Origin of the sequence: Lysinibacillus sp. BPa_S21 (assembly GCF_023337795.1) — a bacterium.
In the GTDB taxonomy this organism is placed as follows: domain Bacteria; phylum Bacillota; class Bacilli; order Bacillales_A; family Planococcaceae; genus Lysinibacillus.
Genome location: NZ_JALIRS010000022.1, coordinates 1 through 24,145, shown reverse-complemented (window position 1 = coordinate 24,145; position 24,145 = coordinate 1). Strand labels below are relative to the sequence as shown.

Below are 24,145 nucleotides of genomic sequence, written 5' to 3'. Positions count from 1 at the left end.
AAAAGGTTTATTATAGAGTGATAAAAGGATTTTTTGATGCAATTTTGCTAAGATATTCCCATTTTAACTGATTGTAACGAAGGGCTACTCGACTCCCGCGAGAAAGCGAGACAGACGAGACCCTGCACGGAGCGAAGCGGAGGAAGCGGCTCGACGCTCGCCCGCAGGAAGCTTTGCTCTGCGCGAAAGCGAAGCGTCAGCGACAAAGCGAGTAGCCCGTAGTGGAAATCAGGCTCTTCGAATTAATTAGAATGTATAAAAATGGTTAATCAATACACCTGTATTTCTTTATTACTACTTATTACAGCAATGTAAAAAAAGTATGGCCACTTATTTAAATAGTTGAGTGTGTATGTCTGGAAGTGATAAAATCAAACTTGTGAAATCTACATACTTTTTAAAGGCTTGTCATATAGTGAGGGAGAAGTAGACTGTAAATGTAAAGGAACCCTTTTTAGTCTAGCTTCGTCAAAGCCTTTAGAAAATTTAATTGAAAGAGAGCATATGGAAAAATGATAGAACTCATCAAGGAGTTAATTAGTTTTATAATGCATATTGATGTGCATTTAGAGGAGATCATTCATAAGTTTGGTAATTTAAGTTATTTCGTTCTATTTGCCATTGTTTTTGTTGAAACAGGTGTCGTGATTTTTCCATTCCTGCCAGGTGATTCATTGCTTTTTGCAAGTGGTACATTAGCTGCAGCAATGGGCGCGTTTAACATGTGGATATTAATTCCTGTATTTTTAGCAGCTGCAATTTTAGGGGATACGATGAATTATCATATTGGTCATAAAGTGGGGACATCTATTCCACCAAAGAGCTTCCTTGGTAGAGTCGTAAAAAAAGAACGTATGGAGGCAGCAGAAAAGTTCTTTAATAAACACGGTGGTAAAACGATTGTCATCGCACGTTTTATGCCTTTCATCCGTACATTCATACCATTTGTTGCAGGGGCTAGTAAAATGAAGTATGGCTACTTCATTATGTATAATGTTTTAGGTGCAGTATTATGGGTATTCAGCTGTACATTATTAGGTTATTTCTTTGGTAATATTCCAATTATTAAAGATAACTTCTCAACGGTTCTTATATTAATTATCTTCATTTCAGTTGTACCAGCTGTTATCGGTGCTATTAAAGCAAAAGTAAGTGGAAAATAAAAGGACGGTCCAAAAGTGATGAAACATCACTTAGGACGGTCCTTTTTTGTTGAGCATCTTAACGGATGGTTGATTTCCGTTCGCGCTTTGCTGCTGTCGCTTCGCTTTCGCGCAGATAAAACATTTGTAGCTGCCGCTTCGCTTTCGCTACAGAAAACATTTGCCGCTGCCGCTTCGCTTTCGCGTAGGGCAAGCTTCCTGGGGGCTTCCAATGAGCCACTTCACTCGCGGTTTTAGCGAATGTCATCCCTAACTATTAGTGATGATCCATTGTTCACTAGTCTATATATTGCACAAGGCCTTGAGAATCTTCTAACTCTGTACTTCTTGGTATGTCAATAACTAAGACACTAGAATAGGAATCGTACCTTCCATAAGGTTTGTGTTCTATCTCTCGATTAAAATCTAAGATATCTAATGTTGCTTTTATACGATAATAATGTACTTCTTGTTCAGAAAGAAATTCAATGAATAGCTTATTTTGTGCTACGTATACGTTAGGTAATGGTACTTCGTCTGAAAGATCAATCCCTTCTACAATGTCAGGAAATTGATAATAGGTTACAAGAGCTTTCCCTGGTTCAATAGTGTCATTATAACGCTGTCGAATTTTCAAGCTTGAATAATTGTCATCATTTATAACAACAGGTAATGTATTGCCTTCAAAGTTAATTTTCCATGTTTTCTTTTTGTTGCCCTCTTTTAAATAGGAAGAATTGTATTCTTGATCATATTTTTGGATTCGCTCAAACTTTTTCTCAGCTTGTTTAATTTCAGAAGGGGAGAGTACTGGTATTGTTGATTCTGAAAAAAAACTACTATAAAGGAAGGCTGTAAATCCAAGTATGATATAGCAAGTAATGCCAATCATAGTACGCTTAGGTGTCCAAATATTTTTAGTTCTTTCACCTAATTTATTTAATATTAGAAAAACAACAACTAAGAATAGTAATGGAATAAATAAAAAGAATAAGGGCGTAATTGTCATTTGCGAGACACCTCCGATTTATTAGCAATCCAAATAGTGAGGCTGAAGCAAAGTGAAGCCACAAGCAAATTAAGAACACTCATCATAAGATTTGGTAACATTATAAATGGCATAAGGTTAATAGACCCTGGTGACATAAAAATGAATAGGAGGGCTAACAACATAAACATGAGTACAAATATTTTTACGACTACGGGCCCCTTGAAGCTGGTACCAAATAGTAAGCCAATTGCGCCAAATAAACAGATGCTACTGAAACATACTATTAATGTTGATGGTGAAATAAATAGACTTTCTATGACGAAAAATTTCTTCTCCATAAACGAAACTCCTAATACTTGTAAATAGTAAGACGAAACTATAATGATGACTGCCATAAAACTGTAAATAATCATGACAAAGATATTTGCAATGGCGCTTGATGTCCGGCTAGAAATAACGGATAAATCATCCATACGATAGGCTTTTGTTGTAAAGAGAAGTCCTACAATAAATGCCCAAATTACTGAAACAATAAGAAAAATATCAAGTGAATAATCAGAGAATTGGACACTTATATTTCCGCCACCATGACCAGAAGACCCACTCCCAGTGCTAGATGTTAAAACACCAAAGATAATTTGTGAAATAACTAGGGAGCTAAGGGCGGAAATATATAATTGTGCTTTCCATTTCACCTGTTTTTTTACAATTGTATTCAGTGAAATATTAGTCAAAGATTGCATCAATATCACGTCCTTTTTTACTTGTTAAATATTTGCAGACTTCACTTGCTGTAAGGGATGATACCGTAATGCCCTTTGTTCGAAGTATTTCTTCAGAGACGAATAGTTTACGAGCATTTACTATGGCTGAGGTCGTTCCTGTCACCGTTTTTTGAGTGTAAACTTCCATCTCAGAGAGCAGTTCAGCAAGTGCTTCACTTGGCCCGTTTAGTAATACGAGCTGTTCCTTAAATTCATCCAATGGTGCATGGGCTATAACTGTACCTTCATCAATTAATAAAATTTCTTCTAAAATAGTTTCCATCTCTTGCAAATGGTGACTAGAAATTAAAAATGTTCGTGGAAAGGCTAGGTACTCTTTAAGAATCGCTCTGTAAAAATCCGTACGAATCACTTCGTCCATGCCATTCATCGGTTCATCCAAAATCGTTAGTGCACATCGACTTACTAATCCGTAAACAAGGTTAAAGGTTGCCGATTGACCCTTAGATAGTTGTTGGTGCTTTAATGTGAGATCTATACCTGCATAATCGAGCATGCGATAGGCCAAATCATTTTGCCAATTAGGATAAAAATCAGCCCCCAACTTTAGAATATCTTCGAGCGATAAGTAATGAGAGAAGCTTAATTGATCATCGATAAAAATCATGTTACTAGCAGTATGAATATTGTTAAAAGGATTCTCATTAAACACTCTGCATGATCCATTTGTAGGTTTTAAATAGCCGGCAAATATATTAAGTAATGTCGACTTTCCAGCCCCATTACGACCAATAATACCGATAATTTTCTCTGCATCCAGAGCGCAGGTGATACGCTGTAGTGCATGACGACGTCCGAAGCTTTTAGATAATTCCTCACATTGAATAATATTCATGCCAATCCCTCCTGTGTTTTTCGAATAAGCACTAGCAGTTCTTCATCAGATACAAGTAAACGTTTTGCCTCTAATACGATCTCTTGTGCCATTTTCGTCAATATTTCGTTTCGACGTTTCAGTAAAATTCGCTCTTTTGCATCCGAAGCGACAAACATCCCTAACCCCCGTTTTTTATATAAAAGTTGCTCTTCTAGTAAAATTGTCAATCCTTTACCAGCTGTAGCAGGATTAATATTGAATATTTCAGCTAACTGGTATTGTGAATAGACCTTCTCGTCTGTTTGTAATCGGTCGGCAATGATTTCGTGCTGTAGCCATTCAGCAATTTGAATATAAATTGGTGCTGTACCATCTAGATGAACGTGCATCGAAAAACCTCCTTTCATTTCTGCGTAACATAGTGCATTAGTGTTGTAATGTACTATATGTTGTAAATTGGTAAATGTCAATAACAAATGATTATTTTGGAAATATTATATGGGGAGGATAAGTAAAATCGAAAAAAGTCTCTCTGGAAAAGGAAAATGGGTTTGAGTCATTTGGAGTTTTAGGTATTGATTTTCATTAATGGTAGGAGACTTTTGACAGTTATTTGAATGGTAAGCAGAGAGTATTGAAAGGTGCTATAATATTATTTACTAGAATATGGAGAAAGGGGGGGACGAAATGGAAGTATTTATCGGGAGACAGCCTATTTTTAACCTTCATGAACAAGTCGTAGCGTATGAATTATTATATCGTAGCAAAAACGTGAATGCTTTTCCGATGGTCGATTCAGATGCTGCAACAATCGATGTACTAGTAAACTCATTTCTTTCAATTGGCATTGAAGAGGTAACAAAAGGTAAACCTAGTTTTGTTAATTTTACAGAAAACTTGCTGATGAGTCCCTTAAACGAATATTTAAATCCATCGCTAGTTGTTATTGAGATTTTAGAGGATGTTCCTATTACAACTCATTTAGTCGAGAGAGTCATAGAGCTAAAATCATATGGTTTTAAAATTGCCTTAGATGATTTTATTTTGGATGATAAGGTACAAGTTTATGATGAGTTATTTCCTTATGTTGATTATATAAAAGTTGATTTTTTATTGTCACCATTACTAGAGCGCATGGAGATTGAAAATAAAGTGAAAGAAAATTTCCCGCATATAAAATTACTAGCTGAGAAGGTAGAAACACGACAGCAATTTGAAGTGGCAAAGCATTCTGGCTATGAATTATTTCAAGGATATTTTTTTGAACAGCCTCAAATCATAACAGGAACCGAGATACCTGCTAATACTATTCAATATTTATATATTATTACGCTGTTAAAAGAAGAGGAACCTAATATACAGTTATTAGCTGATAATATTGAGCGTGATATTTCTTTAACGTATAAATTATTGCAAATGGTTAATAATTCAGAGCGACGATCTAAATCAAAGGTTCGTTCCATAAAACAAGCGATTATATTACTAGGCGTTTCAAATTTACGTAAGTGGATTTATTTATTGGCAATGCGAGAAATGGATAAAAATGCGGATAATGATCTTTTTAAAGAAGTCATGCGTACTTCTTTATTTAGAGCGAAAGTATGTGAAAAACTGGCTAAGCTATCCTATAAGAAAAACTTCTCTGAATATTTTTTAGTTGGGATGTTTTCATTGATAGATACTTTGTTGCAAAGACCGCTGAACGTTATTTTACGGCAGTTACCTTTTTCAGAAGATATAACATCAACGATTTTAGGGAAGCAAACTGAAATGACACCGTATTTGGAATTCAGTATTGCGTTAGGTAAGTTAGATTGGTCTACTTTAGAAGATTTAGCTCCTCAGCTCAATATTGATTTAACAAAAATTGATCTTTTTTACAATGAAGCAATGGAGTGGGCAGAAAAATCTTTATAAAAATAAGGGATAATCATAGTGTAGGGTTGATTTCCGTTCCGACTGGGCGCTTTCCTGGGGGCGTCCGATGAGCCGCTTCACTCGCGATGCTCGCTGCAGGGTCTCATCTGTGACGCTGATCCCCAAGGAGTCGCCCAGTCTCCACTACAATCAACTAATCCACATGACATATGTTTTAACAAAGTGTCATCTGCAACGTATAAAATAGAAATAAGCTATCTAAAGAATTCTCTTTAAGGTGCTTATTTTTTGTGCTTTTATATTATTTGTCATAAGTGTAATACATAAGGCAAATTATATAAGGACATGTTTCCTTTTCCTTCATCATGGTGAAGTTCTCAATGCGAAAACTATTTGCTATAATCATCTGGTCTTCAAAAAATTCTGATAGTTGGAGTGGGCGTGGGGGAAATGAATCAAATTCATGGTGTAAGGGAAAGCATTGTGGAGTATGTGTACGTCATAATAGGAGCAGCAATTATTGCAATCGGCTTCAATGTATTTTTATTGCCAAATCAAGTAGCTTCAGGTGGAGTAAGCGGAATTAGTACAATTTTACACGGTATTTTTGGTTGGAATCCAGGATTTATACAATATGCATTCAATATTCCACTATTTATAGCAGGTGTATTATTTCTTGGGAAAAAGTTTGGAATTAAATCATTTATTGGAACAGTCACATTACCGCTTATTGTATTACTAACGAATAGTTGGGGGCCTTGGACAGATAATCCTTTACTCGGAGCGCTTTTTGGGGGAATTGTGGTCGGTTTAGGAATAGGACTTGTCTTTAAGGGGAATGCTTCTACTGGTGGCACTGATTTACTAGCGCAAATAATTACAAAGTATACTGGAATATCGCTTGGTACAAGTGTACTTTTAATTGATGGGATTATCGCAATTAGTGCAGCAATTGTTTTTGACTTAGAGAAAGGGTTATATGCCCTAATCGGACTTTATGTCACTACAAAAACGATTGATATTATTCAGCTCGGCTTTAGCCAGTCTAAAATGGTTTATATTATTACGCTGAAACAAGATGAAGTACGTGATGCCATTTATGCTGAGATCAATCGAGGCGTGACAAAGTTGCCTGCTATAGGTGGCTATACAAGGGAAACACGACCAGTATTAATGGTTGTTGTTTATCAAACAGAGTTCACAAAGCTGAAACAACTCATTAAAAGCGTTGACCCATCAGCGTTTGTTATCGTTTCTAATGCTTATGAGGTGTTGGGAGAAGGTTTCAAGCGTGCGTAATTTTGGTATAATGACAGGGAAAGAACTTATTTACTTTTAGGAGGGGCCCTAATGAAAAAGGCAATGTTAACAGTAGCGATTGGTTCAGCAATCTTTTTAGCTGCTTGTGGTGGAGGTAAAACGACAACAGGTACAAAAACTACTGCTTCAGATGGTGAAACAATTGCTATGAAATCTTGTATTACTTGCCATGGTGGTGAGCTACAAGGTCAAAATAATGCACCAAAGATTAGCGATGTAGGCTCTCGTATGACAGAGGCAGAAATTTTAAATGTTATTGAAAATGGTAAAGGTACAATGCCTGCTGGGGTTGTCAAAGGTGCAGATGCAGAAGCGGTTGCCAAATGGTTAGCTACTCAAAAATAAACAATCATGAAACTAGCGGGCTGGAGAACCGCTAGTTTTTTTATATTTTGTAGAATATTTTAGCCAGGCAGACAGAGTGTAAATTCATTTCTTTTATACATAGACATGCTAAAATAAGGTGAAACTGCAATCATTATGCTGATTGCTAGTTAACGCAGGACAAAACATATTCAATTCCATTGAATGGAGGCTACTAAACATTGGTCGTAGTATTAACAAGAGACGTTATGGAGAAATTTAAGTTAGAACTATTAGCTGGTGAGGAAGGCATAGGAAGAACGATTGTCACTAGTGATATTTCAAGACCAGGGCTCGAAATGGCGGGGTATTTTACGCATTATCCTGCAAATCGAGTACAATTGCTAGGAAAAACAGAACTTTCTTTTTTTGAAATGCTGCCTGCCAATGTGAAACTGGAGCGCATGCGTCTTCTTTGCTCACAGGATACACCAGCTATTATTATTTCTCGTGATTTAGAGGTACCTAAGGAACTTATACAGGCGTCCAATGAAAAACATGTACCTGTATTTAAAACGCACATGACAACAACGAAATTTTCGAGTAGGCTTACAAACTATTTAGAAGGTCGTTTAGCACCAATGACTGCTGCTCACGGAGTTTTAGTTGATGTATACGGCATCGGTATACTAATTATCGGCAAGAGTGGTGTAGGGAAAAGTGAAACAGCACTTGAGCTAGTCAAGAAGGGGCATCGCTTAGTGGCTGATGATTGTGTAGAGATCCGTCAGGAATCCGAGAACTTTTTAATTGGGAGTCCACCGCCTCTTTTAGAACATTTACTCGAAATTCGAGGTATTGGTATTATCGATATTATGACACTCTTCGGAGCAAGTGCGGTACGTCCATACAAACGTATTACATTGATTATCGAATTGGAGATATGGGATCCAGATAAAGTATATGATCGTCTAGGCTTAGAGGAAGAAAAAATGAAAATCATTGATACGGAATTAACAAAGCTAACGATTCCTGTAAGACCTGGACGAAATGTGTCTGTTATTATTGAAGTAGCAGCAATGAATTATCGTTTAAAGAAGATGGGTGTTAACGCAGCCGAGGAGTTTTCTAGACGATTAGATGAAGTCATCTCCTCAACAGATGAGTTGGACGACTAATCGTTTTTAACTTCTTGTAACGGGTGTCCAAGCATCCGTACCTGTCGCTTTCGGTAAGCACAAAGTCGATTCCGGACGCAATTATGCTAAGGCATAATTGATTAGGATTCATTAACAAATGTAATACATGAATTTGAGAGGAGCTTAAGATGGATTTATTATTATTAGACATTAATCCGATTGCTTTCCATTTAGGACCTATTCCTGTACGTTGGTACGGGTTACTAATTGTATCGGGTATTATTCTAGCTTATATTGTAGGACAAAGAGAGGCTGTAAAGAGAGGCTTACCAGAGGATTTTCTTGCAGATCTATTACTATGGGCTGTTCCTATATCTATAATATGTGCTCGTATTTACTATGTTTCAATGCGTTGGGATTATTATAGTGAAAATCCAGGGAAGATTATTGAAATTTGGAATGGCGGCATTGCTATACACGGTGCTCTGATTGGTGCATTTTTAACAGCTTACATATTCACTCGTAGAAGAAATATAAGCTTTTTACGAGTAGCGGATATTGCGGCACCGAGTATTTTAATTGGACAAATAATTGGTCGATGGGGCAATTTTATGAACCAGGAGGCTTATGGTGGTCCAGTATCACGTGAGTTTTTGGAACATCTAATGCTTCCAGATTGGATTATTAATCAAATGTATATTGAAGAATTAGGATCATACGTACATCCTACTTTTTTATATGAATCCGTCTGGAACTTCATTGGGCTAATTATTTTATTAGTCTTACGCAAAGTAAATTTAAATCGTGGCGAAATATTCTTCAGCTATTTAATTTGGTATTCAATCGGTCGCTTCTATATAGAAGGCCTGCGTACGGATAGCCTATATTTAGTAGGGGATTTACGCTCAGCTCAGGTTGTTTCAATAATAGGTATTGTAGTAGGTCTTGGTGCAATTATTTACCGACGTATAAAAGAGAAACCTGCAGTAAAGTATTTAGATAATAAATAAGGGGTGCATAGCATGGCTATAAAGGCATTACTATTTGATTTTGATGGCACATTACTCAATACAAATGATTTAATCATTCAAACATTTATGCACGTTTTAAACGAACGATTTCCCGGGCAATATTCGCCAAAAGATTGCCTGAAATTCCTTGGACCATCCTTAAAACAGACATTTAGTGACATTGCTCCTGGTGAAGAGGATGCAATGGTGGCTAAATATCGCGAATATAATGAATTACATCACGATGAGCTTGTCACTCAATATCCCGATGTTGTTTCCACTTTAGAGCAATTAAAGGATATGGGTATTAAATTAGCGATTGTCTCTACAAAGCGTAATGCGATGATTGACCGTGGTCTATCTGTGCTAGGGGCAAGTCATCTATTTGATATCCGTATTGGCACGGATGATGTGAAAAATGTAAAGCCAAATCCAGAGCCAGTTTTGCTTGCTCTTGAACGCCTTGGTGTAAATAAGGAAGACGCCATTATGATTGGTGATAATTCTCACGATATTGAGGCAGGACACAATGCTGGAGTTAGAGCGGCTGGTGTCGCATGGGCATTTAAAGGTGAGGAATACTTACAGCAATTCAAGCCGGAATATATGTTGCATCATATGACGGATTTATTTGACATTGTGAAAGCGGGGTAAGGTAATGGCACGTAAAACAGAACGCTACCGTGTCGAAGGAGCAAACTCGCTTTGGAATATTTATGATACGGTGTCCTTTTGGAAGGTGATGAAGTGTTTCGTTGTCATTCAAATTGGACGCTTCACACCGTTTTTACGTGTGAAAAACTGGTTGTATCGAACTTTGTTAAAAATGGAGATTGGTGAAAAAACCTCTTTAGCTTTAATGGTGATGCCAGATACAATGTTTCCAGAACGTATTTATATCGGTGATAATACCGTTATAGGCTTCAATACGACTATTTTGGCGCATGAATATTTAATAGAGGAGTATCGTCTAGGAGATGTTCATATTGGCAATGAAGTGATGGTTGGTGCCAATTCAACGATCCTTCCAGGTGTTACGATAGGTGACGGTGCGATAGTGTCAGCTGCTACCCTTGTTCATAAGGATGTACCAGCTGGCTGCCTAGCAGGCGGTAATCCTATGCAAATTATTTATACAGCCGAACAAATGGCAGAGCGCAAACGCAATGAAGTAGTAGAATGGTGCACGCCAAAAAAATAAAAATACCTACACTGTGCAGGCTTTGCACAGTGTTTTTTGTGGTCATGGAAGTTAATAGCTTTCCTGTGGTGACACTTGTCGCTTCGCTTTCGCTACAAAAAACCTCTGTCGCTGCGGATTTGCTTTTGTAGAGTCATGTTGAAGTACCATTTTATCACTATAAATGATACATGTTATGTGAAGAGGTTGATTGTAGTGGAGAATGGGCGACTCCTTGGGGATCAGCGTCACAGATGAGACCCTGGAGCGAGCAACGCGAGTGAAGCGGCTCATCGGACGCCCCCAGGAAAGCGCCCAGTCGGAACGGAAATCAACCCTCGTTTTGCCGGAGAGTCATACTTTATTCAATTCTAGTGATATAGTTTTTCAAAAGCACCACATAGTGCAAGGTTTGCCTTGCTGAATAAAGTTCCAATTTATTTATTTTCGAGTATAATTAACAGAATAATCAGTATTGAAATTATTTGATAACTTACTAGAGTTGCATTGACTAGAAAGGGAAAGTGAGTTAAAATTCTTTCATAATCTAATTCTCTAATACTCTAGTGAACTAAAGTACAACGTAAGGAAGTGTCAAAATGTCGTCGATTAAAATGTTTGAGAAACCACTTGGAATGCGCGATACATTTCCGCAAATATTTGAAAAAGTAGAGGCTGTAAGAAATACAGGGCGAGATTTTTTATGTCGAAGAGGCTATGAATTTATTAAAACGCCTGCAGTAGAGTATTTTGATACAGTCGGTAAAGCATCAGCGATAGCCAATGCGCATTTATTTAAATTAGTGGATGGCCAAGGCAACACGTTAGTACTACGACCTGATATGACAACACCGATTGCACGTGTCGCAACATCCAAATTATTAAAAGAGATGATTCCGATACGCCTGGCTTATTTTGCTAGTGTTTTTCGCGCACAGGAAGCAGAAGGTGGGCGCCCAGCAGAATTTGACCAGATGGGGATCGAGTTAATTGGTGACAATTCTGTATTTGCTGATGCTGAGGTTATTGTGACAGCAATGGAGTTATTAAAGCAATTTGGCGTAGAGCAATTTAAAGTGACGATCGGTCATGCAGGTATATTACATTGTATTTTACAAGATTATACCGAAAGCGTTGAACAGCAGAATATACTCCGGGCACTCCTTGTGCAACGCAATTATGTAGGGTTTGAAGAAGCGGTAGCATCATTTGATTTGCCTAAAACGAAATCCGATGCATTATTGCAATTTATTGAAGAAGCGATGAATGTAAAAGAAATTCAAGATATTGAAAAATACGTGCGGAAAAACGACGCATTAGAATATATGCAACAGCTCGCTAAATTGCTTGAAACTGCTAACTTAGCAGATTATGTAGCCTTTGATTTTACACTTTCTAGTCACATGAGCTATTACACAGGCATGTTATTTGAAGTGTTTGCAACCGGCAGTGGTTTTCCATTAGGTAATGGGGGACGCTATGACGGATTGCTAGAGGTGTTTGGTTCAGAAGTTGGTGCAACAGGATTTAGTATTCGCGTTGATCGCCTATTAGAAACGCTTGATGGGCTATCCGATGAACGACAAGAAGCTACAGTCGTGCTATTTGAGGAAGAACAATTTGAAGCGGCTCTTGCAAAGGTACAGAAGCTACGAGCAACTGGTAAACAGGTTACCTTACAGCTAAAGAGTAGCCTAGTAGATGAAGCAACTTTTTTAGCACACTTTACAGAAGTAGTTGTTGTGGGACAGGAGGACGTTGACGGTGAATGAATTAACGATTGCTATGCCGAAGGGGCGTATTTTTGACGAGGCATATCAGATGCTTTTAGAAGCTGGCTTTAATTTACCAGAAGAAGTCGAAATGTCCCGTAAATTAATGCTTGAAATTCCAGAAGAGAAAATTCGCTTTATATTAGCGAAACCAATGGATGTTCCTGTATATGTAGAGCACGGTGTAGCGGATATTGGTATTGCTGGGAAGGATGTTTTATTAGAGCAGCAACGAGAAGTACATGAATTACTAGATTTAAAAATAAGTACCTGTTATATCGCATCTGCAGGCTTACCTAATACGACGATGAATGAAATTGCACCAAGAATAGCGACGAAATATCCGAATATCGCCATGAAATATTATAAGGGTATTGGGGAGCAGGTTGAAATTATTGAGCTAAATGGATCGATTGAATTGGCGCCTATGATTGACTTAGCAGATCGAATTGTCGATATTGTTTCAACAGGTCGGACACTGAAAGAAAATGGCTTAGTGGAGTATGAATTTATTACAGACGTATCGTCCAGATTGATTGCCAACCCCGTAAGCTATCGCATGAAGAGTGACCGTATTATCGACCTCGTGAAACGTTTAAAAAGATGTGTTAAATAAAAATATCTACTATTGGAAGAGGCTTAAAGGAGATTAAACCTATGAAAATAACGAAGCTAGAAAAAGGTATTTCCTTGAAACGAGTACTTGAAGGGGGAAATGAAGAACAGTTAAAGGTTGTGCGTCAAGTATTAGCAGACGTTCGGACACAAGGTGACGCGGCTGTCCGTTTTTATACAGAAAAATGGGATGGCTTTGCCCCAGACCAGTTACGCGTAACGAAGGAAGAAATAGAAGAGGGCGCAAATTCAATCGATCCACAGCTCTATGCTGATCTAACAGAGGCTGCCCAAAATGTCCGCTTTTACCACGAACAGCAAAAGCGTTCAGGTTATCGCTTAGAGCTTAAAGATGGCTCATGGCTTGGGCAACGAATTACTGCACTTGATGCAGTAGGCCTTTATGTTCCTGGTGGTACAGCAGCATACCCATCTTCGGTCTTGATGAACGTTATTCCTGCACAAGTTGCTGGTGTCAAACGCATTGTTATGACATCCCCAGCAGGCCGCGATGGAAAATTACCTCCAGGTGTACTTGCTGCAGCACATATTTTAGGAGTAGAAGAAATATATAAAATCGGTGGAGCTCAGGCCATCGCGTCTCTTGCTTATGGCACAGAGACAATTTCTCCAGTTGATAAAATTACAGGTCCAGGAAATATCTTTGTAGCATTAGCGAAGCGTGAAGTATTTGGTGAGGTAGCGATTGATATGATTGCAGGCCCAAGTGAAATAGCAGTGTTAGCAGACGACACAGCATTTGCTGATGAAATCGCGGCAGACCTTCTATCACAGGCTGAGCACGATAAATTGGCCTGTGCCATGTTAATAACGACTTCAAAGCAATTAGCTATAAAAGTAGCCGATGAAGTAGAGAAGCAATTAACGACTTTACCACGTGAAGAAGTAGCGCGTGCATCAATTGAAAACTTTGGTGCCATTTATGTGGCTGAAACAATGGCTGATGCCATAGATGCCATTAATTCGCTAGCACCAGAGCATTTAGAAATTGTCACAAAAAATGCTGAGGCTATAGCTGAGCAAGTACGACATGCTGGGGGGATTTTCATCGGTCGTTATAGCTCTGAACCAGTTGGTGATTACTTTGCTGGGACAAATCATGTGCTGCCAACGAATAGTACGGCACGCTTTGCAAGTGGCTTAAATGTCGATGATTTTGTGAAAAAATCGAGCGTTGTTTATTATAGTGAAAAAACTTGGGCAGAAAATGCACCGAAAATTGCACGTCTAGCACGTATGGAAGGCTTAGAGGGTCATGCGCGTGCAGTCGAATCGCGTGGATGGGAAAAGGAGTAGTCATAATGACTGAAAAGAAACGATATGCAAAAGTTGAACGTACGACAAATGAAACTCAAATTTCGGTAGCTATCGATTTAGATGGTGAAGGGAAGGCAACTATTAAAACAGGTGTTGGCTTTATGGATCATATGCTTGACCTATTTATTAAACACGGGGTTTTTGATGGGACGATTGAAGCGAATGGTGATACGTATATCGACGACCATCATACAACAGAAGACCTCGGAATTGTATTAGGCCAAGCTATTCGGGAAGCGCTTGGTGACAAAAAAGGAATAAAGCGGTACGGTACAGCATTTGTGCCAATGGATGATGCACTTGCACAGGTCGTTGTGGATTGCTCGAATCGTCCGCACTTAGAATATCGTGTGCCACAGTTGAAGGAAAAGGTCGGTAGCTTTGATACGGAATTAGTGCATGAATTTTTATGGAAGTTTGCACTAGAGGCTCGAATGAATGTCCATGTCATCGTACCTTATGGCCATAATACACATCATATAATTGAAGCTATTTTTAAGGCGTTGGCACGTGCCATTGACGCAGCAGTGGAAATGGATCCGCGTGTGAAAGGTGTACCATCGACTAAGGGGCTGTTAACGTGAAAATAGGTGTTATTGATTATGGAATGGGGAATTTATTTAGTGTTGAACAGGCATTAAAACGACTTGGCTGTGAGGTTGTGGTGACGGCTAACGAGACAGTGCTAGATACAACAGATGCACTATTGCTTCCTGGTGTTGGAGCATTTCCAGATGCTATCAAACGTTTAGCTGAAACGGAGTTAGATCGATATTTGCACAAGGTGAAAGCTGAAAATCGGCCACTTCTCGGAATTTGCTTAGGCATGCAATTATTATTTGAGCAAAGTGAAGAAGTTTCTCCAACGAAGGGTTTGGGCTTTTTTAAAGGAAGCATCAAACGATTTAATGGTGACAATGCTGGGCGCAAGTATCGGGTGCCGCATATGGGATGGAATGAGCTTGTCATGACAAAGTATCCTTCTTGGTTAAATGGTGAAGTAACCGCAAAGCATGTTTATTTCGTACACTCATTTTATGCAACTGATATCGATGAAAGGGAGCTCATCGCTTATGCGGATTATCATGGTATAAAGGTTCCTGGCATTGTGGCAAATGGCTCTATTACGGGCATGCAGTTCCATCCCGAAAAGTCTGGTCAACTTGGTGTGCATTTATTAGAGCAATGGTTGAAGGGGGTGGCATCGTGTTAACAAAGCGCATTATTCCATGTCTTGATGTGAAAGAGGGACGAGTTGTCAAAGGTGTACAGTTTGTGTCATTACGTGATGCAGGTGACCCAGTTGAGCTTGCTAAGTTTTATGATGAGCAGGGGGCAGATGAGCTTGTATTTCTAGATATCTCAGCATCCCATGAAGGCCGTGAAACGATGGTTGATGTCGTACGGCAAACGGCAGCTACATTAGCCATTCCATTTACAGTAGGCGGTGGAATTCGTACATTAGATGATATGAAACGTATTTTACGTGCCGGTGCCGATAAAGTATCAGTGAATACTTCTGCTCTAGAGAGACCAGAGCTCATTAAAGAAGGTTCTGACTTTTTTGGCGCACAATGTATTGTTGTAGCTATTGATGCCCGCTATAGCGAAGAAGATGCTACGTGGATGGTTTATACGCATGGTGGTCGAAAGAAAGCAACATGGCGAGCAACTGAATGGGCGAAAGAAGCGGTTCGCCTAGGTGCTGGTGAAATTTTATTAACAAGTATGAATCAAGACGGAGAGAAATCCGGTTTTGATTTAACCCTAATAAAAGCTGTAAGAGAGGCTGTGACTGTTCCTGTTATTGCGAGTGGTGGTGCAGGAAATGCACAACATTTTTACGAAGTATTAGCTGAAGATATCGATGCAGATGCAGCACTTGCCGCATCCATCTTCCATTACAAAGAAACGAGCGTTGCACAAGTAAAAGAGTACTTACGCGAAAAAGGAGTGGCAGTAAGATGATAGACAGCATTAAATTTGATGAAAAAGGTCTTGTCACTGCGGTGGTACAAGATGCTAATACAAAAGAAGTACTAACAGTTGCATATATGAATAAAGAATCTCTAGAAAAAACACTTGAATCGGGTGAAACATGGTTCTTCTCACGTTCACGTCAAGAGCTCTGGCACAAAGGGGCAACAAGTGGTCATACACAAAAAGTGATATCAATCAAGGCTGATTGTGACAGTGACGCATTAGTGATCGAAGTAATTCCTGCTGGTCCGGCTTGTCATAATGGAACAACTTCTTGTTTCACGGACATCATACAGCAAAATGCCAAGGTAGGATCTGTTGAGATTATTTCTAAACTCGTAAAGGTCATTGAAAAGCGTGAGCAAGAAATGCCAGAAGGGGCGTATACTACATATTTGTTCGATAAAGGAATCGATAAAATTTGTAAAAAAGTTGGAGAAGAAGCAACGGAAGTTGTCATAGGTGCAAAAAATCGTGATGCCGAAGAAGTAAAATGGGAGGCTGCCGATTTAATTTATCATCTACTAGTGTTGCTACAAGAGCAAAAAGTAAGTGTTTATGACGTGTTACATGTGTTGGAAAAACGTCATGAGGAGAAATAACGGCATATTGCTTATTGTATGGTATAATAGAAGTTACTGTGAAAAGGAACGTATGATACGTTCCTTATTTCTTGTTTCGGAGGAAATATTTTGGAAAAGAAACGTCAAAAAGAGAATCAAACGAATATAGTGTCGTTCATTCCAACAGGCGACTATTATTATAAAAAATCAATTCAAGCAATGAATAGTGGACAAATGAATAAAGCCTATAAATATTTACAGCGAGCAGTGGATTTAAGCCCTGATGATCCAATGATTTTATTACAATTAGCGATCATAGAGTTAGAGGGTCAACGTTTCGAGGAAGCGTATGATCTTCTTCGTCATGCCTATCAGATAGATAAAGACAATCCAGAAATTATTTTTTATATGGCAGAGGTTTCAGGATGTGTCGGCATCATACACGATGCTAAACGCTTTGCAGAGCAATATTTACAAATAGAGCCAGAAGGTGTTTATGCAGATGAAGCTACTGAAATATTAGAGTTTGTTGATATTGAGCAAGATGATTTTGAGGAGCTTGAAGGTTCTGCAGAAGATTTATATCGGCAGGAACAGGCGAGACGTAGTATGGAAAAGGGAGATTTCCCTGAAGCTATTAAAATGCTAGAAGACTTAATAGAAGATAGACCTGATTTTTGGTCAGCTCATAACAACTTAGCCCTTGCTTATTTCTATGTGGGAGAAGCAGAACAGGCAAAGGCGCTTCTAAACACGGTATTACGTGAAAATAAAGGTAATTTACATGCACTATGTAATTTAACGGTTATCGCGTACTATGAAAAAAATGAAGAAGATTTACAGGACCTTTTAGAAGTACTTGTGAAAATTCAACCATACTTATGGGAACATCGCTACAAACTGGGTGCAACATTAGCGCTCGTTGGACAATATGATTTAGCATTTAAATGGTTACGTAGCATGCAGAAAAGAGGCTACGTAGGTGATGCCGGCTTTTACTTTTGGTTATCACATGCAGCTTATTTCTCAGGACATGAAGAAATTTCTAAGAGTGCATGGGAACAATTACTTGAGCAAGATCCCGATAAAGAAGGCTTTGAGCCTTGGCGTCAAGAAGAAAACAACAATTATTCACTAGATGCATTAGAACACGACCGTGATTATATTGTGGAAAAGCTAGAGAGCGATTATACAAGTGAACGCATATTTGGTTTATTTTTACTAAGCTGTACAGCACATAAACAGGAAATTATTGCGCATCCAAAATGGATAGACGTTGACCAATTTAATGCGTATGAAAAGCTATTCCTCGCATATGCACTAGGACATCAATTTGATATGAAAAATAAAGTGGAGGCTAGCTTTATACGAGCAGTAAGTGTACCAGAAATTTTACTAGAACAGTATGGGAAGCTTACTACATTAATTGCACCAATGTTCCAAATGTGGTTTGTGCTTTGTGAGCAAGCATTAATGAATAATTATCGTTTTACAAATCCAGCAGCTATTGCAGGAGCAAATGATTATTTATTTCGTTCTTCCCGGATGCTCAAGGTGACAAAAAAGGAAATAGCTCAACAATACGGAGTATCAGTATCAACTTTATCGAAGTATATTGAAGAAATTTTAATGTTTTTACCAAATAATTAGACCGTGAGCAACATAGTTGAATAACTTTTTACTTTCACATACGATGAACATACTAAAGTTATTATAAAAAAGTAAAAAATCGGTTTAGGGGGAAGTATTTATGTCAGAAGAAAAAATTTATGATGTTGTAATAATTGGTGCAGGTCCTGCTGGTATGACTGCGGCTGTTTACACATCGCGTGCCAACCTTTCAACTTTAATGATTGAACGTGGGATTCCTGGCGGACAAATGGCAAATACAGAAGAAGTAGAAAACTATCCAGGATTCGATACAATTTTAGGGCCTGAGCTATCGACAAAAATGTTCGATCACGCTAAAAAATTTGGTGCAGAGTATGCGTATGGCGATGTAACTGAAATTATTGATGGTGAGGAATATAAAACAATTATTTCAGGTACTAAAGAATATAAAACACGAGCTATTATTCTTTCTACAGGTGCAGAATATAAAAAAATGGGCGTGCCTGGCGAAAAAGAACTTGGTGGCCGTGGTGTCAGCTATTGTGCAGTATGTGACGGTGCATTCTTCAAGCAAAAAAATCTTGTTGTCGTAGGTGGCGGGGATTCTGCTGTTGAAGAAGGCGTTTATTTAACTCGCTTTGCTGATAAAGTAACAATTGTGCACCGTCGTGATAAATTACGTGCACAAAAAATTCTCCAAGATCGTGCCTTTGCTAATGAAAAAATTGATTTCATTTGGAATGCAACAGTCAAAGAAATTAATGAGGCGAATGGTAAAGTTGGAAGTGTAACATTACAATCAACGGTAGATGGTACAGAATCTGATTTTGCTACTGATGGCGTATTCGTATACATTGGTATGTTGCCATTAACAAAACCATTTGAATCTCTTGGTATTTTAAACGATGCTGGTTATATTTTGACAAATGATAATATGGAAACAACAGTACCAGGAATCTTCGCTGCTGGAGATGTACGTGAAAAATCACTTCGTCAAATCGTTACAGCGACAGGTGACGGAAGTATTGCAGCACAAGCAGCACAGCACTATGTGGAAGAATTATTAGAAAAAATTAACGCTTAAAGTCAATGTTGATAAGGGTAGTCTCCTCCCAGAGTGTAATGTGTAGTCAAGTAAATATTTTAGTAAAGTACCCAAAACATTGTGGATGACATTTATATAAGTTGATTGGAGTGGAGACTGGGCGACTCCTTGGGGATTAGCGTCACAGATGAGACCCTGCAGCGAAGCGAAGCGGCTCATCGGACGCCCCCAGGAAAGCGCCCAATCGGAACGGAAATCAACCACACGTTATGGAGAAGTACCCATAATCATTATTTTAAGGAAAAAAATACAATTTTAATACGGTCTTAATATAGTTGTAACTTGAATGACATATAAAAGGTGTAATATAAAGAGTGTAATTAGCAATCCCCCTTTTATTTTGTTGAGTAGGTTGTTTCCGCCAAATAAGGTGGAGCAACCTATTTTTGTTGTGTACGGAAATTTTGATTTTTTCTGGCGGAGTTTCATATCTTTGTGTAAAGGTTAAAAAAAACTTGTCTCCTACATGTATCGATGAAGTTAAAATTGCCATGCACCTAAAGTTTAGAAATGAGGACAAACCCTGTTTGGTCTTGCTATAATAAAAGGTAGAATGTAAATGAGATTAGAGGTGTGCCTATGCAAAGAATCGCAAATTTAATAGCCGTAAAAGATGGTCAAGTGCTTTTACTTCAGAAGCCGAGACGTGGCTGGTACGTAGCTCCTGGCGGTAAAATGGAGCGCGGTGAATCGATTTATGAGGCTGCAGTACGTGAGTTTAAAGAAGAAACAAATGTCACGCCAATAAATGCTCATTTAAAGGGTGTTTATACGATGGTTATGAAAGAAAATAATGAGGTAGTGGACGAATGGATGCTTTATACATTTGTTGCAAAGGATATAGAAGGAGTACCGTTTAAAGAAACGAGAGAAGGCAAACTTGCATGGCACCCTGTAGAGGATTTGGAACATTTGCCAATGGCTGAAGGTGATCGTACAAACTTACAATTTGCTATCTCACAATCAGGCATTCAGTACGGTACATTTGAATACACAACTGATTTTGAATTACTTCATGAGAAAATACAAATATCAATTGAACAATAAAGGAGCTGCATGACAGTGGTGGTTGAAGGCCTAAAAGGTAAACATGAATTGGTTATTATTACAGGAATGTCTGGAGCTGGGAAAACAGTAGCTATTCAAAGCTTTGAGGATTTAGGGTATTACTGTATTGATAATTTACCACCAGCGTTACTCACAACATTTTTAACCTTACTAAGGGATTCGGGTAAAAATATTACACGTATAGCAGCTGTCATGGATATGCGTGGTGGCAACTTTTTTGATTCTCTTATCGGTGCCCTCGATCATATTCTTAAAGAAGGCGATATTGTTGCTCGGATATTATTTTTAGATGCAGATGATGCAACTTTAGTTAGACGTTATAAAGAAACAAGACGCGCACATCCATTGGCTGTAAATGGTTTGCCGTTAGATGGCATTAAACAAGAACGTAAGCTTTTATCGGAAGTAAAAGGTCGCGCTAAATCTGTCTATAATACATCTAATATGAAGCCTAAAGAGCTACGTGAAAAAATTGCTAAAGAATTTGCCAGTGATACTGATAATATTTTCACAGTAAATATCATGTCCTTTGGATTTAAGCATGGTATGCCAATAGATGCTGACTTAGTTTTTGATGTCCGTTTTTTAAAAAATCCATATTATGTGGAGGAGTTACGCCATAAAACGGGCCTACAAACGGAGGTATCTTCTTATGTTCTGGCACTTGAGGATACGCAAACACTTATCCAAAAACTAACGGATTTGTTTGAATTTATGATTCCGCTCTATAGACAAGAGGGTAAATCACAACTTGTCATTGCTTTTGGATGTACTGGAGGACAGCACCGTTCGGTAACATTAACAGAGTATTTTGGAGCCTATTTAGCTGGAAAGGAAAACACTGTTATTACGCATCGTGACATCAATCGTAGAAAGGATTGAGTGAATGGGAAAGAAGCGAACAAAGCTTGTTGTAATTGGTGGTGGTACAGGGCTTTCTACGTTACTACGTGGGCTCAAGCACCACCCATTTGATATTACTGCCATTGTGACAGTAGCAGATGATGGTGGTTCTTCAGGACGCTTACGAGATGACTATGATATTCCACCACCTGGTGATGTCCGTAATGTGATCGCGGCGTTATCGGATGTTGAGCCGCTTGTAGAGCAAATGTTTCAATACCGATTTTCAGCATCCGAAGATTTACGTGGACATTCATTAGGTAATTTAATGCTGACTGCATTAACTGATATTACCGGGGATTTTAACCATGCTATTAGTGAGATGGGAAAAGTTTTAAAGGTTCATGGTCGCGTCATACCAGCTGCTAATAAAAAGATAAATTTACACGCTGAGCTTGAGGACGGTTCAATCATTGAAGGGGAATCTAAAATTCCAAAGGCTAAAAAACCAATTAATCGGGTTTTTCTAGTGCCTGAAAACGTGCAACCGCTACCAGAGGCTATTCGAGCAATCAATCGAGCTGACTATATTTTAATTGGTCCAGGAAGTTTATATACAAGCATTATTCCCAACCTTCTTGTAAAAGAAATTGGGGAAGCCGTTGTGAAGGCGAAAGGAAGAAAAATTTATGTTTGTAATTTGATGACCCAAAAAGGTGAAACCATTTCCTATACAGCAGGCGATCATGTTAAAGCTTTATATAAGCATGTTGGAGACTCCTTCATTGATTCTATATTGGTGAATGATGTAAAACTCCCTCATCCTGTAAAAGAGCTTTATAAGGAAGAGTGTGCTGAGCCAGTAACATTTGACGTTGCAAAACTGGAAAGTATGGGCTTAGAGGTTATTAAACGAGATATTGCCACGATTCGCCCAGATGGGACGGTTCGTCATAATGCTACAAACGTTGCTAAATGGCTTGTAGACTACGCAAATATCTACGGACAAAAAGTTAGTGAATTATAAAGCGCTTATTGTATATGATAAGATGAACATATACATAGAACAAAAGGTTGAAAGGAGGGCGTGATATGTCTTTTGCTTCTGAAACGAAAAAAGAATTAACGCAAATAGAAGCGGACAATCATTGTATGAAAGCAGAAGTATCTGCCCTAATTCGTATGAATGGTTCATTATCCTTTGCGAATAAACAGTTAAGCTTAGACGTACAAACTGAAAACGCTGCAATCGCAAGAAGACTCTATACGATTATGAAGAAGCTGTATCCGTATAATGTAGAGTTACTTGTAAGAAAAAAAATGCGTTTGAAAAAAAATAACGTATACATTTGCCGCGTAAGAGAAGGTGCGCGTGAGCTACTAATTGATTTAGAAATCATCTCAGACGACTTTCAATTTAATCATACTATTTCACGGAAGCTCATTAAAAAGGGTGGACAAAAAAGAGCGTATTTACGAGGCGCATTTTTAGCTGGAGGCTCTGTCAACAATCCAGAAACATCAGCCTACCATTTAGAAATTTATTCATTGTATAAAGAGCATGGCGAGGCTTTAATGGATTTAATGAATGAATTTGAGCTAAATGCAAAAACAATTGAACGAAAAAAAGGCTTTGTCACCTATTTAAAAGAAGCGGAGAAAATTTCTGACTTCCTTAATATTGTTGGTGCTCATCAAGCAATGATGAAATTCGAAGATGTTCGCATATTACGAGACATGAGAAATAGTGTCAACCGCATTGTCAACTGTGAAACAGCGAACTTGAATAAAACAATAGGCGCAGCATTACGTCAAGTAGAGAATATCCGATTTATTGAAAATTCAATAGGTCTAGATCAATTACCAGAAAAACTTCGTGAAATTGCACGATTACGAGTAGAATACCAAGATGTAACACTAAAAGAACTTGGTGAAATGGTCTCAAGCGGAACAGTTAGTAAATCGGGTGTCAATCATCGATTACGGAAAATCGATGAAATTGCTGATGCATTAAGAAGCGGAGAAAAAATTGGTGGTTAAATTTTCATACTTTTCAGGTATGAATGTGATACCTAATCGCGTATTGTTCTTTTGCTAGTAAGTAAGGTAAGATAAAAATAACAGATGAACGGTAGTAAAGGGGAGTTTTAAGAATGACCGAGAGAAGAGTCCATGTAAAATTAAAATTAGGACTACAAGCTAGACAAGCAGCACTATTTGTGCAAGAAGCAAATCGTTTTAGCGCAGATATCTTTCTGGAAAAAGACGAGAAAAAAGTAAACGCTAAATCCATTATGGGCGTTATGAGTTTAGCCATTGCCAAAGGAACAGAAGTTGTACTTAGTGGCGATGGTAACGATGCCGAGCAAGCGGTTACAGCATTAGCAGCACTAATCGAAAAAGAAGATTAAAATAGGATGCAAAGACTGTCCAAAACGAAATGTTGGGCAGTTTTTTTGCGTTCTTGCATTGTAAAAAGAGTCGAATGACGTTTAGAATCATCGGAATCGTGGATAGAAGAGCCGAAGTCGTGGATAGAAGAGCTAAAAACGTGGATAGAAGAGCTAAAGTCGCGGACAAAAGCCAGAGTCGTGGATAGAAGAGCTAAAGTCGTGGATAGAAGAGCCAGAGTCGTGGATAGAAGAGCTAAAAACGTGGATAGAAGGCCAGAGTCGTGGATAGAAG

General features: G+C 38.4%; 26 protein-coding genes. 22 read left to right on the top strand and 4 right to left on the bottom strand.

Going from position 1 to position 24,145, the window contains the following annotated elements:
* Positions 1-515: 515 nt before the first annotated feature.
* Positions 516-1,163, top strand: a complete 648-nt coding sequence (locus MOK21_RS22730) for a VTT domain-containing protein (RefSeq protein ID WP_249076236.1) — start codon at positions 516-518, stop codon at positions 1,161-1,163.
* Between the two features lie 277 nt (positions 1,164-1,440).
* On the opposite strand, the gene MOK21_RS22725 is transcribed toward MOK21_RS22730, so the two are convergent.
* From MOK21_RS22725 to MOK21_RS22710, 4 genes are read right to left on the bottom strand one after another with little or no spacing between them, the layout of a single operon-like run.
* Positions 1,441-2,151 carry a hypothetical protein gene (locus tag MOK21_RS22725; RefSeq protein ID WP_249076221.1) on the bottom strand — a complete coding sequence of 237 codons (711 nt, stop codon included), beginning with the start codon at positions 2,149-2,151 and terminating at the stop codon, positions 1,441-1,443.
* Positions 2,148-2,876 carry a hypothetical protein gene (locus MOK21_RS22720; protein WP_249076220.1) on the bottom strand — a complete coding sequence of 243 codons (729 nt, stop codon included), beginning with the start codon at positions 2,874-2,876 and terminating at the stop codon, positions 2,148-2,150. Before MOK21_RS22720 ends, MOK21_RS22725 begins: the two co-directional genes overlap by 4 nt.
* Entirely contained in the window at positions 2,860-3,753 is an 894-nt protein-coding gene (locus MOK21_RS22715; protein ID WP_249076219.1) for an ATP-binding cassette domain-containing protein, read from the bottom strand. The genes MOK21_RS22720 and MOK21_RS22715 overlap by 17 nt, the downstream gene beginning before the upstream one ends.
* Complete coding sequence (locus MOK21_RS22710) at positions 3,750-4,124, bottom strand: GntR family transcriptional regulator (protein WP_249076218.1); 375 nt, start codon at positions 4,122-4,124, stop codon at positions 3,750-3,752. Before MOK21_RS22710 ends, MOK21_RS22715 begins: the two co-directional genes overlap by 4 nt.
* Before the next feature lie 298 nt (positions 4,125-4,422).
* Between MOK21_RS22710 and MOK21_RS22705 the strand changes: the two genes are divergently transcribed.
* From MOK21_RS22705 to MOK21_RS22605, 21 genes are all read left to right on the top strand, one after another.
* The gene (locus MOK21_RS22705; RefSeq protein WP_249076217.1) at positions 4,423-5,652 is read left to right on the top strand and encodes an EAL and HDOD domain-containing protein; all 1,230 of its coding nucleotides are present in this window, start codon (positions 4,423-4,425) and stop codon (positions 5,650-5,652) included.
* Positions 5,653-6,063: 411 nt separating this feature from the next.
* Positions 6,064-6,912 (top strand): YitT family protein, encoded by an 849-nt coding sequence (locus MOK21_RS22700; protein ID WP_249076216.1) that lies wholly within the window; start codon positions 6,064-6,066, stop codon positions 6,910-6,912.
* A gap of 51 nt (positions 6,913-6,963) precedes the next feature.
* Complete coding sequence (gene cccB, locus MOK21_RS22695) at positions 6,964-7,278, top strand: cytochrome c551 (protein WP_249076215.1); 315 nt, start codon at positions 6,964-6,966, stop codon at positions 7,276-7,278.
* Between the two features lie 200 nt (positions 7,279-7,478).
* Positions 7,479-8,414, top strand: coding sequence for an HPr(Ser) kinase/phosphatase (gene hprK / locus MOK21_RS22690; RefSeq protein ID WP_249076214.1), 936 nt, complete (start codon positions 7,479-7,481; stop codon positions 8,412-8,414).
* 149 nt (positions 8,415-8,563) lie between these two features.
* Positions 8,564-9,385 (top strand): prolipoprotein diacylglyceryl transferase, encoded by an 822-nt coding sequence (gene lgt, locus MOK21_RS22685; RefSeq protein WP_249076213.1) that lies wholly within the window; start codon positions 8,564-8,566, stop codon positions 9,383-9,385.
* A 12-nt stretch (positions 9,386-9,397) separates the two neighbouring features.
* A complete protein-coding gene (ppaX, locus tag MOK21_RS22680; RefSeq protein ID WP_249076212.1) occupies positions 9,398-10,039 on the top strand; it encodes a pyrophosphatase PpaX in 642 nt (213 codons plus the stop codon).
* 4 nt (positions 10,040-10,043) lie between these two features.
* Complete coding sequence (locus MOK21_RS22675) at positions 10,044-10,586, top strand: acyltransferase (RefSeq protein WP_249076211.1); 543 nt, start codon at positions 10,044-10,046, stop codon at positions 10,584-10,586.
* A gap of 578 nt (positions 10,587-11,164) precedes the next feature.
* Positions 11,165-12,337 carry an ATP phosphoribosyltransferase regulatory subunit gene (locus tag MOK21_RS22670; RefSeq protein ID WP_249076210.1) on the top strand — a complete coding sequence of 391 codons (1,173 nt, stop codon included), beginning with the start codon at positions 11,165-11,167 and terminating at the stop codon, positions 12,335-12,337.
* Positions 12,330-12,953, top strand: coding sequence for an ATP phosphoribosyltransferase (gene hisG / locus MOK21_RS22665; protein ID WP_249076209.1), 624 nt, complete (start codon positions 12,330-12,332; stop codon positions 12,951-12,953). Before MOK21_RS22670 ends, hisG begins: the two co-directional genes overlap by 8 nt.
* 41 nt (positions 12,954-12,994) lie before the next feature.
* Positions 12,995-14,269, top strand: a complete 1,275-nt coding sequence (gene hisD / locus MOK21_RS22660) for a histidinol dehydrogenase (RefSeq protein WP_249076208.1) — start codon at positions 12,995-12,997, stop codon at positions 14,267-14,269.
* Positions 14,270-14,274: 5 nt separating this feature from the next.
* Positions 14,275-14,874: an imidazoleglycerol-phosphate dehydratase HisB gene (gene hisB, locus MOK21_RS22655; protein ID WP_249076207.1), complete on the top strand. Its 600-nt coding sequence runs from the start codon at positions 14,275-14,277 to the stop codon at positions 14,872-14,874.
* Positions 14,871-15,503 carry an imidazole glycerol phosphate synthase subunit HisH gene (gene hisH, locus MOK21_RS22650; RefSeq protein WP_249076206.1) on the top strand — a complete coding sequence of 211 codons (633 nt, stop codon included), beginning with the start codon at positions 14,871-14,873 and terminating at the stop codon, positions 15,501-15,503. The genes hisB and hisH overlap by 4 nt, the downstream gene beginning before the upstream one ends.
* Positions 15,497-16,258, top strand: coding sequence for an imidazole glycerol phosphate synthase subunit HisF (hisF, locus tag MOK21_RS22645; RefSeq protein WP_249076205.1), 762 nt, complete (start codon positions 15,497-15,499; stop codon positions 16,256-16,258). The genes hisH and hisF overlap by 7 nt, the downstream gene beginning before the upstream one ends.
* Positions 16,255-16,872 carry a bifunctional phosphoribosyl-AMP cyclohydrolase/phosphoribosyl-ATP diphosphatase HisIE gene (gene hisIE, locus MOK21_RS22640; RefSeq protein WP_249076204.1) on the top strand — a complete coding sequence of 206 codons (618 nt, stop codon included), beginning with the start codon at positions 16,255-16,257 and terminating at the stop codon, positions 16,870-16,872. The genes hisF and hisIE overlap by 4 nt, the downstream gene beginning before the upstream one ends.
* Positions 16,873-16,962: 90 nt before the next feature.
* Complete coding sequence (locus MOK21_RS22635; protein WP_249076203.1) at positions 16,963-18,483, top strand: tetratricopeptide repeat protein; 1,521 nt, start codon at positions 16,963-16,965, stop codon at positions 18,481-18,483.
* Positions 18,484-18,583: 100 nt separating this feature from the next.
* Positions 18,584-19,528, top strand: coding sequence for a thioredoxin-disulfide reductase (gene trxB / locus MOK21_RS22630; protein ID WP_249076202.1), 945 nt, complete (start codon positions 18,584-18,586; stop codon positions 19,526-19,528).
* Positions 19,529-20,128: 600 nt separating this feature from the next.
* Complete coding sequence (locus MOK21_RS22625; protein WP_249076201.1) at positions 20,129-20,596, top strand: 8-oxo-dGTP diphosphatase; 468 nt, start codon at positions 20,129-20,131, stop codon at positions 20,594-20,596.
* 9 nt (positions 20,597-20,605) lie between these two features.
* Positions 20,606-21,499: an RNase adapter RapZ gene (rapZ, locus tag MOK21_RS22620; protein WP_249076200.1), complete on the top strand. Its 894-nt coding sequence runs from the start codon at positions 20,606-20,608 to the stop codon at positions 21,497-21,499.
* Between the two features lie 4 nt (positions 21,500-21,503).
* Positions 21,504-22,487, top strand: coding sequence for a gluconeogenesis factor YvcK family protein (locus MOK21_RS22615; protein WP_249076199.1), 984 nt, complete (start codon positions 21,504-21,506; stop codon positions 22,485-22,487).
* Between the two features lie 65 nt (positions 22,488-22,552).
* On the top strand, positions 22,553-23,500 hold the full coding sequence (gene whiA, locus MOK21_RS22610; RefSeq protein WP_249076198.1) for a DNA-binding protein WhiA: 948 nt from the start codon (positions 22,553-22,555) through the stop codon (positions 23,498-23,500).
* A 113-nt stretch (positions 23,501-23,613) separates the two neighbouring features.
* Complete coding sequence (locus tag MOK21_RS22605; RefSeq protein WP_053485816.1) at positions 23,614-23,871, top strand: HPr family phosphocarrier protein; 258 nt, start codon at positions 23,614-23,616, stop codon at positions 23,869-23,871.
* Positions 23,872-24,145: the final 274 nt, after the last annotated feature.

What these genes read in the sequence shown, in the direction of transcription:
- MOK21_RS22725 (WP_249076221.1), bottom strand. Translation starts at nt 2,151, where the DNA reads ATGACAATTACGCCCTTATTCTTTTTATTTATTCCATTACTATTCTTA.
- MOK21_RS22720 (WP_249076220.1), bottom strand. Translation starts at nt 2,876, where the DNA reads ATGCAATCTTTGACTAATATTTCACTGAATACAATTGTAAAAAAACAG.
- MOK21_RS22715 (WP_249076219.1), bottom strand. Translation starts at nt 3,753, where the DNA reads ATGAATATTATTCAATGTGAGGAATTATCTAAAAGCTTCGGACGTCGT.
- MOK21_RS22710 (WP_249076218.1), bottom strand. Translation starts at nt 4,124, where the DNA reads ATGCACGTTCATCTAGATGGTACAGCACCAATTTATATTCAAATTGCT.
- MOK21_RS22705 (WP_249076217.1), top strand. Translation starts at nt 4,423, where the DNA reads ATGGAAGTATTTATCGGGAGACAGCCTATTTTTAACCTTCATGAACAA.
- MOK21_RS22700 (WP_249076216.1), top strand. Translation starts at nt 6,064, where the DNA reads ATGAATCAAATTCATGGTGTAAGGGAAAGCATTGTGGAGTATGTGTAC.
- cccB (WP_249076215.1), top strand. Translation starts at nt 6,964, where the DNA reads ATGAAAAAGGCAATGTTAACAGTAGCGATTGGTTCAGCAATCTTTTTA.
- lgt (WP_249076213.1), top strand. Translation starts at nt 8,564, where the DNA reads ATGGATTTATTATTATTAGACATTAATCCGATTGCTTTCCATTTAGGA.
- ppaX (WP_249076212.1), top strand. Translation starts at nt 9,398, where the DNA reads ATGGCTATAAAGGCATTACTATTTGATTTTGATGGCACATTACTCAAT.
- MOK21_RS22675 (WP_249076211.1), top strand. Translation starts at nt 10,044, where the DNA reads ATGGCACGTAAAACAGAACGCTACCGTGTCGAAGGAGCAAACTCGCTT.
- MOK21_RS22670 (WP_249076210.1), top strand. Translation starts at nt 11,165, where the DNA reads ATGTCGTCGATTAAAATGTTTGAGAAACCACTTGGAATGCGCGATACA.
- hisD (WP_249076208.1), top strand. Translation starts at nt 12,995, where the DNA reads ATGAAAATAACGAAGCTAGAAAAAGGTATTTCCTTGAAACGAGTACTT.
- hisB (WP_249076207.1), top strand. Translation starts at nt 14,275, where the DNA reads ATGACTGAAAAGAAACGATATGCAAAAGTTGAACGTACGACAAATGAA.
- hisIE (WP_249076204.1), top strand. Translation starts at nt 16,255, where the DNA reads ATGATAGACAGCATTAAATTTGATGAAAAAGGTCTTGTCACTGCGGTG.
- trxB (WP_249076202.1), top strand. Translation starts at nt 18,584, where the DNA reads ATGTCAGAAGAAAAAATTTATGATGTTGTAATAATTGGTGCAGGTCCT.
- MOK21_RS22625 (WP_249076201.1), top strand. Translation starts at nt 20,129, where the DNA reads ATGCAAAGAATCGCAAATTTAATAGCCGTAAAAGATGGTCAAGTGCTT.
- rapZ (WP_249076200.1), top strand. Translation starts at nt 20,606, where the DNA reads ATGACAGTGGTGGTTGAAGGCCTAAAAGGTAAACATGAATTGGTTATT.
- MOK21_RS22615 (WP_249076199.1), top strand. Translation starts at nt 21,504, where the DNA reads ATGGGAAAGAAGCGAACAAAGCTTGTTGTAATTGGTGGTGGTACAGGG.
- whiA (WP_249076198.1), top strand. Translation starts at nt 22,553, where the DNA reads ATGTCTTTTGCTTCTGAAACGAAAAAAGAATTAACGCAAATAGAAGCG.
- MOK21_RS22605 (WP_053485816.1), top strand. Translation starts at nt 23,614, where the DNA reads ATGACCGAGAGAAGAGTCCATGTAAAATTAAAATTAGGACTACAAGCT.